Here is a 12065-nt window from a genome sequence, read left to right as displayed (position 1 = left end):
ACAAAAAAGCAGGACTACTTCCCCAGCTTCGGCCGTAAGCGGGCCCGGGATTTATTGAAGATGTTTCGTCCTTTATCGATGCCTTTGCGTAATTCCTTTCGCTCTTCTTCGGGTAAGTGAATGAAATCCTGGCATTCCTTGCTGCAGCAACCTTCGTATTGCTGACGGCAGTTGTCGCATTGAATAAACAACAGGTGGCAACCATCATTGGCGCAGTTCACATGCGTATCGGCCGGGTTGCCGCACTGGTGGCATTTAGCTATGATCTCAGGTGTGATGCGCTCCCCCAGCCTGTTGTCGAACACAAAGTTCTTTCCAATGAATTTACTATCGAGTCCCTTCTCTTTTATCTGCTGGGCATAGTTGATAATGCCACCTTCGAGGTGAAACACATTTTGAAACCCGTGATGCAGCATGTACGCGCTGGCTTTCTCACAACGAATGCCGCCGGTACAGTACATGATGATATTTTTATCTTTCTGCTCTTTCAGCATGTCAACCGCCATGGGCAATTGCTCGCGGAAGGTATCGCTGGGCACTTCCAGGGCTTTTACAAAATGGCCCACTTCGTACTCGTAATGATTGCGCATGTCAACCACAATGGTCTCAGGGTCGTTCAGCAACATGTTCATCTGCTCGGCATTTACATACTTTCCCTTGTTGTTCATATTGAAGGTTTCGTCGGAAATGCCATCGGCAACGATCTTTTCGCGCACTTTTATTTTCAGCACCCAAAACGATTTGCCGTCATCATCTACCGCAATGTTCAGGCGCAGGCCGTTCAACGGTTCTATGGAATACAGGTAATTCTTAAAGGCCTCGAAATTACTTTGCGGCACACTGATCTGCGCATTGATGCCTTCGTGCGCCACATAAATGCGGCCAAATACTTTTATTACTTCCAGGTTCTTGTACAGTTCGTTGCGGAATTGTTCGGGCTCAGCGATGGGAAAATACTGGTAGAACGAAATGGTGGTACGCGGTTCGGTTTCCTGGTACAAACGTTCTTTCAACTCCTTCTGGGAGACGCGATTGTGTAAAATTGCCATATATTCATTTTTGCGACCGCTTGCAGGGCAGTCAAAAATTGTAAACGCGGCAAAAATACAAAATAGTTTGTGGTAAAGAACCACAAACAACAAACCATAAACCACAAACTTTTAAAGCTTTCCAAAGCCGCGAATGCCCAACCTTACCCCGAAGGTAGACACGCGGCCTTTGTCGAAGCCCCACACCAAGTCAACCCGGGCTATCTTCAGCAGGTTTTCGAAACCGGCGAATACTTCCACATATTCTTTGTCGCTATCGGCGTAAATGGCGTTGGCGCCCATCACCAGGTACCAGTTGATGTTGCGGAATAAAGGGATCTTATTGGTAAGCAGGCCATTGAAATGATGTTCAAAATGGCCTTCTGCATACAGGCGGTTCTTATTGCTGTATTTGTAGTATGGTAACAATTGAAAACCATGCAGGTATTCCACAGATGCCAGGATCTGGTTTCCGTTAAAATGGGTGTAATCGATCACGGCAACGCTATCGCGTCTCAAAAATCCGCCTATAGACATATTATACCTGAAGTTTCCGCCCAATTTTAAATTCAGGCTCTCACTTACATCAAAACGCCATTTGGCATAATCCACATCGCTGCCCAGCAAATTGTGAACTCCCTGCGTAAACGAAAGCGTAAAAGTCGGATACTTTGAACCGATGTTCATGATCCTTTCAGGGTACTCGATGTATTTTGTACCGGGTAACCAGCTCACCCCAAAATTCCCGATGAATGCCTGGTGGCGCTTAAAGTTCTCCGACATGATCTCGATAGGATAATTCGGGGTGAACTCAATGCTTTTCCTGTCGCCCAGCGAGTAAGTGGTAGTATTCTCCAGTGGTATCCGGTCTTCGTATTTTAATCCGCCAAACAGGCTAATTCCGTTGCCCACATCTTTTGAAAAATGGAACCGCGCATACCATGCTTCATAGAATTTGGCATAATTGCGTTCGAACAACCAGCTCCGGATGGTATTGCTAAACTGGCTGATGGGATTGGCATTATTTACCTGGTAAACCCATTTACCACCGCTTATTGAAATTGAAGAGAAATACTTTCGGCCATGCCTGTAGGTAAATGTACCAGCCGCATTGAGATGATGATTGCTAAATCCGTACCGGACGGCAGGCTCTATACTGATGGCGCGCCGGGAAGCAGGAATGGTATCGAGCCGTTTCAGGTACCGGCCGCCAAAACTAACCAGCCAGCCTTCCACGGTGTTATAGGCAACAGTTTGCAGCAACGGGTTGATGGTATAGATCTCACGCTTCTTTTCGCGGTAAAAGTTTTGTCCGGTTGCAAGAACCGCAAACAGGTGCGGCTGGTTCCGCCGGCGGTCTATTGAATCTAGATAGTGGGGATCTTTATGTGCTTTTTCCAGGCTGTCTTTCCTATGATAATCGGCTATTTCTTCTGCCTGCAAGGGTACGGGTCGAATAGAGTCCCAGAAATCAGCCGGCTTTTTGTTGCTCCCTTCATAGATCTTCAGGTAGGTATTGTTGAAGAACTTTGGGGTGAATGAAGGTTCTATATTGAATTGAGAATACACATTTACAAAACTGCCGAAGGCATCGAAGCCCAGTACTTTTACCGCCGGGTATAATACCTGCGTTTTGATCACCCATACGTCGTTGTTATAGGGCACATATAGTTGTTCAATATTCAACGAGTCAATCAACTCCATTTGTGAGGCCTTCGTCAACCGCAACTGTAAACTGTGAATGCGCCAATCTCCTTCGGTAATGTTGATGTACCCGCTGAATAATGGTTCATACCGCCGTTTTGGTATTACCCGAATGCGACTGATCTCCCGGCCATCTTCTGTAAAACTTCCTTCGTACTGATAGCGGTAATAATACAGCGCACCGCTGGCTATAGGTGAAATAAATCCGCGTGGGTTCAGGTTGCGGCCTACCTGTATGTTGTTCTCATAAAATGAAATGATCTGCGGCGTGCTTAAACCAAATTCATCGCTTTTGCCGCTTACTTTGGTTGAGAGTACTTCAATCTTGTTCCTGCGTGGTTTTTCTACCGAATACCGGGCAATCGTTTCTGACAGAAAAAGCATTTTCCTTTGACTGGTGTCGCCATCTTCGAAATCAACTTTCTCGCCGAGGAATTTCTTCGGATACGCACGCAACTGCAATTGCCCTTTTATATACACTTCGCATTGAAAGTTATTGAGCTGGTTCAGGTAATACGGCCTTTTCTTAATGGCATTGCGAATGATCTCATACGCCGGGTCTTCAGCTCCTGGTCGTACGATCACTTCTTTTAAATTCAGTTGGTGTAAGGAAAGTTGAAAATCGAGTGTGATATTATCAGTAGTAACGGTTATTGTTTTTTCCTGCCGGTTGTACCCTACGTATTGCGCTACCAGGGTGTAGGTGCCAGGCTGAAGGTGTAAAAAATAATCACCCTCTTTATTGGCAGTAGTACCCTGTGTGGTCCCTTTTACCAGGATGGAAGCATACACCAGCACTTGTCCATTTTCATCGGTGATCTTGCCGCTGATACGGGCAGCCCGAAGTGATGTATTGCAAACAATAAAAAGAGTAATTAAGGTCAATATTCTCATAAGGCGACGAACGCGAAAATAAGGCCAATTGTTGATTGGGTATTCATTAAATTAGTTAAAAGGACTTAATAATGGATAAAGCATCAAAAAGATTTCCAGGGCCAATTTGGCTGCAGGTACTTCCGCAAAAAATTTCCCGATAAGGCCGATAACCCGCCAATGATGCCGCCTACAAGCCCTGTTATCAGGATCAATAAAGCTGATGAACCACCCAACGGAAACAAAGTGGCCATGCGGGTTGATAAAATGCTATCGTTTTGTGTATCGATCCACCAGGCAAGCAATGCCCATAATAATAAAATACTTACGAAGCCTGCCAGGTAAGCCATACCCGGTTTTTGATAGATAAACAAGGCTACTAAAAACGCCACCAGTGCAGCACTCCAGAAAGGCAGGTACATTCCCGCAGCAAAGCTTACAACGATTGTCAATAGTATAGAGATTCCAAATTTCATAAGAATAATATGAATGTCTTTGTTGTAAATTCAAAATGCTAGTGGCAAGTGGCTAGTAGGGCTTTATACGTCATTCGGTACGTACTTATGTCAAGCCTCACGCCATTCTCAACTCGAATACTTGCATTTCCCCTCTCGCCACTCGCTACTTACTACTCGCTGATCTAATTAAAGTTCATTTTAAAAAGTATACGTTTGTCTTTAACCTCTGCCTCCGTCATAACCCACAATTTGTTGTACTTCCCCACTGCCCAGTCGTCAATAAAATTATCGTAGTATTTACTTCCGGGGTTTCCGCTTTGTCCGCCCGGATAAATACCCCAGGCTTCCGTTTTATCGGTCAACTCAACGATCATGCGCCAACTGGGCCCATGGTATTGTTTGGTAGCATTGATAATGTTTGTTCCCCCACCCGTGATAACATGAAAACGACTTAACGGCGCCAGACGAAGCAGATGGCGAATGCCAACGTCTTTGTATTTCCCCCAGTTCAGGGAGCCTTCCGTATCGGCCATTGAAACTACCGGTACTGCTTTTCTAAACGCAGCCGTCACAACATCGCGCACTGTTTCTACTTGTGTTGTAGTGATATTATCGGCAAATTTAAAACCCGCCATGGTAATACATTTTAACATCGTAGCATCGTCGGGCAGGGTAACCGGTTTGTGCGCTACATCAAAATCATCATCCCATACTTCTTTCTCCAGGTTCTCGAACCATAGTTGAAAAATAGCCGGCGCTTTTTCTGTTGCATCGCAACGCCAGTTCCAGCCACGTAAAATATCGAGGTACTTTTTCTCTTCGTTACTTAACGTGCTTTCATCTACATTGGCCATCATTACCGGCAATGCCATTTCTGCAAACACATTGAAATTATCGGTCTGCATTTTTTTCATAGTATCAATGCTGATATTATTCATTTGCCGCAGGTAGCGGTTAATGATAATTCCCCGGTATATTGGGTTATTGCCGCCCAAGTAATAGGGATAGCTTGTATCGGTAGCCGCCTGGTTAGCGCTGCTTACAAAGCCGCGTGCAGGGTTTTCTATATGTGGGTTCTCTTCCTGTTTAATGGCACCCTGCCATAAATAGGATGTATCGGTGCCGGGCATAATGAAATCGCCCTGCCGCCGCCATTTGGCTGGAAATTTTCCCTGTTGCCAGATGGCGATATCACCGCTTTTTGCGGCAAATACAAAGTTCTGGCCGGGACAGGAAAAGTATTTAATGGCCTGCTCATACCCGGCTTTATTCTTCATGCGGTTGAGCAGGTAAAATGTCATTAATTCATTGGATGGGTCATGTGCTTTCCATCGTACCGCATAATTGTTGTATTCTGATGAACGGCTGTTACCGGTAAAAGAATTATCATATTGCACCGGGCCAAAAATGGTATAGGCTACGGTATCATAAAATGGCTGCTTTCCTTTTATCCTGAATGTATCTATATGCAGCTCACTCGATTTCCAGGCGCCATTGAACTCGTATTGTTGTTTGGTTTCGTCTTTGAAATGTACGATGAAATAATCCTTCACATCGCGGCCGGCGTTGGTAACGCCCCAGGAGCAGCTATCGTTAAACCCGATGATCACGGCCGGCGATCCGGGAAAGGTAACGCCATACACATTGTAATGCGGTGTATGCAACTGCATTTCGTACCACAAAGATGGCAGGTTCAGTCCCAGGTGCGGGTCGTTACATAAAATAGGACGGCCGCTTTTTGTTTTAGTGCCATTTACCGCCCAGTTATTACTGCCATTGTCTTTATCAGGTTTTTCAACCGGGGTTATGCTGGCAAACGTATTCCATTTAAAATACAGCGAGTCGGTGTTAAAGGGCATTTGCGGCCGTGCAGGCGGCGGATTAAAAACCGTTCCTTTGGGTACTATGGGATCCAGCGAATCATTCATGATCGGGAACAGTTCTTCAAAATCTTCGCGGCTTAATATATTGCGCACATTGGTGAATTCAAAATCATTTTCCGCTCCGGTCAGGTCGTAGCTCATGTATTTCAGAAAGAGCGCCGTTTTGAAATTGTTCCAGTGTTCAGGCACATAATTCAGCAACCGGTATTCTATCGGCAAATCATTGGCCGACAAATGATCGATATAAGCATTAACACCGGTGGTATAGGCGTCGAGCATACTTTTTGTAACCGGTTCTTTTTCCATGCTATCGAGGGAACGCCGCGCGCCATACCGCATGCCTACCCTGCGCATATTGCGGTCATAATTCAAATATGCATTGTTTGGCCCCGCACCCAGTATTTCAGACAAGCGGCCGGCAGCAGCGTATGTTTGAAACTCCATTTGCCACAACCGGTATCTGGCATGCAGGTACCCCTGAACGAAATACAGGTCATCATCATTCTGCGCAAACACATGCGGCACCATCCTGTCATCGAAGTATACCTGTACCTTATCTTTTAGTTGCGGAAAATTAAGATCAAGATTGGGATGGGCATTCACAGGCTCTGCATTTTGCCAGAAACCAGTTTGCGGACTGAGAAAACTTCCCAGTGGCGGAATGCTTCCTATAGGCTTGCTTAATGTGATGATCAAACCTATAGTAATGACTACGGTAATAATTAATGGAATAATGCGCATATAGCTTGGTTCACATCGGGGTTAGAAGGATTTTTTAAAAGTAGTGTATTTTTTAATACGGAAGACAGCCACAAGCTACAAGCTGTAATAAGCTGCAAGCCGCAAGCTGCAAGCTAAAAGCAGAAATACAGCTAAAAGCGGAATGCCTTTAGAAAATTTGTATTGCTTTGGGCTTAGAGCTAATTAATGCTAGAAGCTATTAGCAATCAACCTATTCATAATTTTTCAAATTTGTTCCCCGAAAACTACCACAAAGTTGTATTGTGAGGATAGCTACGAATGCTGACTTTTGTAATGGAAAGAAAGCAGCATAGTGCTTTAAAAATATAAAGTGAGATGGAAGCCCGGATATACCAAAGAAAAAAGAGGATGCTGGCCCTGTTGTTTGCCGGGTTATTAATAATAGCATTTTTTGTATAGCAATTATACATCCAAGTTGTTCGCAGTTCAGTAGTCATCAGCAATCGTTTAGTTCATCAACCTTAGAGGTTACAGTCCGTGGTACCGAACCGTCCCGATTATCGGGATGGTTTCTTTTTTTATAGACATCCCGTTTCATTCCCACCGTTTCATCATGTAAAGTATATCATGATACATCCGCCTGACTATCTAATGTTTACGATGGTCATTGCCCGGGGCCGCATACCATATTTAATACATAATTGTTGAAATTTTAGTACCTTACCTATCAGTTCTTTTATTTATTCGTCACCTAAATATTGTTTGCTATGAAAAAGACAGCCCATTATGCCATGGCAATGCTGCTGGTTCCATGGCTGTCCTGTACCAACAACCCGGTGCAGAACCTTGCAAATCCTCCAATGGAGAAAGGTGAAAAAGCAAGAATGATACTCCCGCCTGTGAAAGACACTACCCTGCAAAGTGGCAGAAAGAACATTTACCTCGCCGGGCACCGCAATCAACCCGGTTTCTTTATCGAACGTTACATCTTCCCGCCAGGTTACAAAGGCATGCCGCATGTACATAATTCCGACCTGTATGTGACCATACTCAGTGGTTCCGCCAATATTGTTTTGGATAAAGTATTTGATACCACCATTAAATCTATGGCTTATGGCCCCGGCAGTTTTGTATTGATCAAAGCCGACCAACCCCACTATGAATGGTTCACCGAAGAATGTACCATGCAGGTTACAGGCATTGGTCCCAATGAAACTTATTATTTACCAGACTCAGAAACAAAAAAATAGTTTACGGTTTGTGGTTTATTGTTTGTGGTTCTTTTATTCGAGAAGGCAATGATGTTCGCGAGCCTCGAAAAAGGCGATCAACAACAAACCAAAAACCACAAACTACAAACAGTTAATTACCTGTTCCAGTTCCTGCATACTATTAAAAGCATGTAACACGATCCGCAACCTTTCTTTCCCCGCAGGAACCGTAGGATATAAAATGGCGCGTACATCAAGCCCGGCTGCCTGCAATGCACCGGCTACCTGTTTTACGGGGTCGTTACCGGGTATGATGGCTATTTGTATCGGCGTATCGGAGACCAGTTTCTCCCGGTTGACTTTTGCCTGTTGAAACGTGCTGATCAATTGTTGCAGATGCGCCCTTTCCGCATGCATGGCGGGAAATAACTCATATGCACAACGGATGGCGGCCACGCTGGCCTCGGGTAAAGCGGTGCTGTAAATAAAAGAGCGGGAAAAATTCACCAGGTAATGCCGCAAGCGGTCACTGCCCAGGATAATGGCGCCATGGCAACCCACTGCTTTACCAAATGTATGAACACGGGCAAAACATTTGCTTTGCAGGTTCAGGTGTTGCACCAACCCTTCGCCCCTTGCTCCCACAACGCCCGTTGCATGCGCTTCATCTACGATCAGGTGCGCGCCATACTGTTCGCACAAAGCGCTGATGGCAATTAAAGGCGCCATATCGCCATCCATTGAAAATACCGATTCGGTCACCACGAAAATAGTACCTGTAGCGGCCTGTAGTCTTTTCTCCAGGTCGGCCAGGTCATTATGGCGGAATGAAAAAGATTGGGCAAAGCTTATCCTTATGCCATCGCGCAGGGAGGCATGACTGAGATAATCGTAAATTATGGTATCGCCGCGCTGGGGTACGCAACTCAATAATCCCAGGTTGGCATCATATCCTGAATTGAAGATCAATCCCGCTTCCGCATCGTGAAAAGACGCAAGTAACTTTTCCGTTTCTTCTACCAACGCATAATTACCGGCCAGCAACCGCGAACCGGTTGACCCGTGTTTATAAATAGTATTGGCGCTTTCCCCCAGCTTTTTTTCGATCAACTGGTTGCGAACAATGCCCAGGTAATCGTTCGAACAGAAGTCTGTTTTGCCATCGGGCAATATCAGCCGGCGGAACGCATTTTGTTGCTGCCGCTCACTGAGTTTCTTTAATAAAAAATCGTCATTCATAATTAATACTAGAGGCTGGTGGTTAGTAGTAAATGGCTAGTAGGGCTATTATCCCAGACTCGCGATTTTTCCCTGCTTTTTCCCACTAGCTACTAGCTACTCACTACTAGCAAATATATCGTACTTACGTGTTAACTTTGTGCACTTTATGAGCACTGCCAACGAAACAAAGAATATCCTGGGCCTGCACCTGCCCACCGATCCGCGCTGGGTGAACCTGGCCGGGTTATCATTGGAATATATTCTCACCGATCATGCGTACTGCGAACAAAAGGCAGCAACCAGTTGCATTACCCTGATCCAGCGATACAGCGATAAAGAAAAGCTGGTGAATGAACTGGCGCCTATTGTTACGGAAGAATGGGGACACTTCAGGCTGGTGCTGGCCGAACTGCAAAAGCGTAACCTGAAGCTGGGCAAACAACGCAAAGATGAATACGTAAACCAGTTATTGCTATTTGAAACAAAAGGCGGCAGCCCCGAACAACGCTTCCTTGATAAATTACTGATCTTCGCGCTGATCGAAGCCCGCAGTTGCGAACGCTTTAAACGCCTGAGCGAAGGACTGGATGATGAATACCTGCGTAATTTTTACCGTCGCTTTATGGAGAGCGAAGCTGGCCATTATCATTTATTCATTGAGCTGGCTGAAACCTATGTAGATAAACCCACCGTACGTAAGCGCTGGCAGGAATGGTTGACCTACGAAGCAGAGTTGATGCAGAAATTGGAAGTTAGAGGTGATAGAATGCACTAACTGGTTTGTCGTTTGTTGTTTGTAGTTGCTGCCGCGTGTTGAGGCTCGAAATCAAATTTGAGCTCGCGCTGTAAAGAACAACAAACCATAAACCACAACTACATACTCCTTCTTAGTTTTTTCACATATAAATCAACAAACTCAGGTATTTTCTTCCTTCTATACTGCATCACCCACCTCGGATGCGGCAATGGAATGATCTCTTTAAAAAAGGAATGTTTTGCATTTAACCGCTGAAATATTTTGAAGTTGGTCCCTTCTCCCAAACAATAACATACATCGCGGGTGGTAACAATGGTTTTTAGTTGTTCTTTGATGCATTGCACAATAAACGGCTCACTGTCTTTTAATAAAGCGGCGTCATCATAATAATTCAGGTTGGTCCCATTCTTTGTAAATCCCAACGGCGATAAAGCCGTAATAAAAAAATCATGATAGAACGCTTCAGGGCCACCGTAAGCTGCAATCACCGCATAAATAAAATGTGAAGACAGCTCCGCTTTCATGGGCAGCTCGTTGTGAATACCGCACTCTTCTTTCAGTCGAACCGGATCGGTGAATGGAATACCGGTAACGCCGCCACCAAAACGCCCGGGATTGATGCCGAAAATAAAAGTGCGCGGATGATGGTCATTGTAAAATTTGTTATAGAATGTTTCTGTCAATTGCCAGGAAGCCGCATCGGCAAATGGGTTCATGATCTGCACTCCTGGCGGTAATTGTAGGTTTGGCGAAAGACTTTTATAAAAATTTAAGATCGCATTCGATTGCGTGATTTTTTCAGCGGCAGTATTCATTACGGCTAATTTGGTATTTTGGCTGCTCCAAATTTCATGCAAAATTAAGGTCTATGAACCGAAGAACATTTGTCAAAAACACCGGGCTGGCAACAGCCGGCTTTGCCGTATTACCAACTGCCCAAATTTTCGCAGCCGCCGACCCCGTGGTTAAACTGGGATTTATCGGCGTAGGCCTGCGCGGACAAAGGCACCTCGACAATGCGCTTCGGCGTAAAGATGTAAATGTGGTAGCCATTTGTGATATTGACGACAGCATGCTTGACATGGCCGGCAATATTTTTAAAAAAGCAGGCAAACCTGTTTCAAAGATCTATAAAGGCGATGCGTATGCCTGGAAAAAAATGCTGGAACTGAAAGAGCTGGATGCCGTGATCATTTCAACACCCTGGGAATGGCATGCACCCATGATCATAGGCTGCCTGGAAGCAGGTATTAAATATGTTGGTACCGAAGTAATGCTGGGCATTACGTTGCAAGACCACTGGGATGTGGTAAAAGCCACAGAGCGCTACAATGCCAACGTGATGATGCTGGAGAATGTGTGCTATCGCCGCGATGTTATGGCGGTATTGAATATGGTACGCCAGGGTATGTTTGGCGAGCTGATCCATCTGCAAGGCGGTTATCAGCACGATCTGCGTAATGTTAAATTCAATAACGGACAAAATAACCGTGATGGCGGTGCAGAGTTTGGCGAGAAAGGCTTTTCAGAAGCGCGTTGGCGAACAGCGCATTCCGTACATCGTAACGGTGACTTGTATCCTACTCACGGTATTGGACCGGTAGCGGAAATGATCAATATTAATTACGGTAACCGTTTTGTATCGCTTTCTTCCTTTGCCTCCAAATCGCGCGGCCTGCATGAATATGTTGTAAAGAATGGCGGCGAACAACACCCGAATGCAAAGGTGGAGTTTAAGTTGGGCGACGTTGTTACCACCATGATCCGTTGCGCCAATGGCGAAACCATTTTATTGCAGCACGATACCAACTTGCCCCGTCCCTACTCGCTCGGCTTCCGGGTACAGGGAACCAAAGGCATCTGGATGGACGTTAATCACTCCTTATATATTGAAGGTGTAAGCAAAACCAACGATAGCTGGGAAGATGCCAAGGCCTACCTCGACAAATACGATCATCCATTATGGAAACGCTGGAGCACTTCTTCAGAAGGCGCCGGGCACGGGGGTATGGACTTCTTTGTGCTGCATGCCTTTGTTGAATCAATAAAACGCAAAACGACAACGCCGATGGATGTGTATGATGCAGCGGCCTGGAGCGCTATTACACCACTTAGCGAACAAAGCATTGAACTGGGCAATGAAACTGTTGAATTTCCTGATTTTACCGGGGGGAAGTGGATGTATCGGAAAAATAGTTTTGCTTTGAATGATGAATATTAAAATATCG

The 12065-nt window shown here is 45.3% G+C and carries 9 protein-coding genes; 3 read left to right on the top strand and 6 right to left on the bottom strand.

Features of this window, described 5'->3' with window-relative positions:
* Positions 1-14: 14 nt before the first annotated feature.
* From trhO to FAM09_RS26955, 4 genes are all read right to left on the bottom strand, one after another.
* Positions 15-1049, bottom strand: coding sequence for an oxygen-dependent tRNA uridine(34) hydroxylase TrhO (gene trhO / locus FAM09_RS26970; RefSeq protein ID WP_136580282.1), 1035 nt, complete (start codon positions 1047-1049; stop codon positions 15-17).
* A 111-nt stretch (positions 1050-1160) separates the two neighbouring features.
* Positions 1161-3626 carry a DUF5686 and carboxypeptidase regulatory-like domain-containing protein gene (locus FAM09_RS26965; protein WP_136580281.1) on the bottom strand — a complete coding sequence of 822 codons (2466 nt, stop codon included), beginning with the start codon at positions 3624-3626 and terminating at the stop codon, positions 1161-1163.
* A gap of 83 nt (positions 3627-3709) precedes the next feature.
* Positions 3710-4081, bottom strand: a complete 372-nt coding sequence (locus FAM09_RS26960; RefSeq protein WP_136580280.1) for a hypothetical protein — start codon at positions 4079-4081, stop codon at positions 3710-3712.
* 164 nt (positions 4082-4245) lie between these two features.
* On the bottom strand, positions 4246-6687 hold the full coding sequence (locus tag FAM09_RS26955) for a penicillin acylase family protein (protein WP_136580279.1): 2442 nt from the start codon (positions 6685-6687) through the stop codon (positions 4246-4248).
* A 728-nt stretch (positions 6688-7415) separates the two neighbouring features.
* Here FAM09_RS26955 and FAM09_RS26950 point away from each other — a divergent pair.
* Positions 7416-7898 carry a cupin domain-containing protein gene (locus FAM09_RS26950; protein ID WP_136580278.1) on the top strand — a complete coding sequence of 161 codons (483 nt, stop codon included), beginning with the start codon at positions 7416-7418 and terminating at the stop codon, positions 7896-7898.
* Between the two features lie 102 nt (positions 7899-8000).
* Here the strand turns inward: FAM09_RS26950 and FAM09_RS26945 are convergent, their stop codons facing one another.
* Positions 8001-9098 (bottom strand): aminotransferase class I/II-fold pyridoxal phosphate-dependent enzyme, encoded by a 1098-nt coding sequence (locus FAM09_RS26945; RefSeq protein WP_136580277.1) that lies wholly within the window; start codon positions 9096-9098, stop codon positions 8001-8003.
* A 148-nt stretch (positions 9099-9246) separates the two neighbouring features.
* Between FAM09_RS26945 and miaE the strand changes: the two genes are divergently transcribed.
* Complete coding sequence (miaE, locus tag FAM09_RS26940) at positions 9247-9855, top strand: tRNA-(ms[2]io[6]A)-hydroxylase (RefSeq protein WP_136580276.1); 609 nt, start codon at positions 9247-9249, stop codon at positions 9853-9855.
* A gap of 98 nt (positions 9856-9953) precedes the next feature.
* Here miaE and FAM09_RS26935 read toward each other — a convergent pair whose 3' ends face one another.
* Positions 9954-10652 carry a uracil-DNA glycosylase family protein gene (locus FAM09_RS26935; protein ID WP_136580275.1) on the bottom strand — a complete coding sequence of 233 codons (699 nt, stop codon included), beginning with the start codon at positions 10650-10652 and terminating at the stop codon, positions 9954-9956.
* A 53-nt stretch (positions 10653-10705) separates the two neighbouring features.
* Between FAM09_RS26935 and FAM09_RS26930 the strand changes: the two genes are divergently transcribed.
* The gene (locus FAM09_RS26930) at positions 10706-12058 is read left to right on the top strand and encodes a Gfo/Idh/MocA family protein (protein WP_136580274.1); all 1353 of its coding nucleotides are present in this window, start codon (positions 10706-10708) and stop codon (positions 12056-12058) included.
* The last annotated feature ends 7 nt before the right edge of the window (positions 12059-12065 follow it).

The sequence above is a fragment of the Niastella caeni genome (assembly GCF_004834005.1).
In the GTDB taxonomy this organism is placed as follows: domain Bacteria; phylum Bacteroidota; class Bacteroidia; order Chitinophagales; family Chitinophagaceae; genus Niastella; species Niastella caeni.
This window is presented reverse-complemented; position numbering and strand designations above follow the sequence as displayed.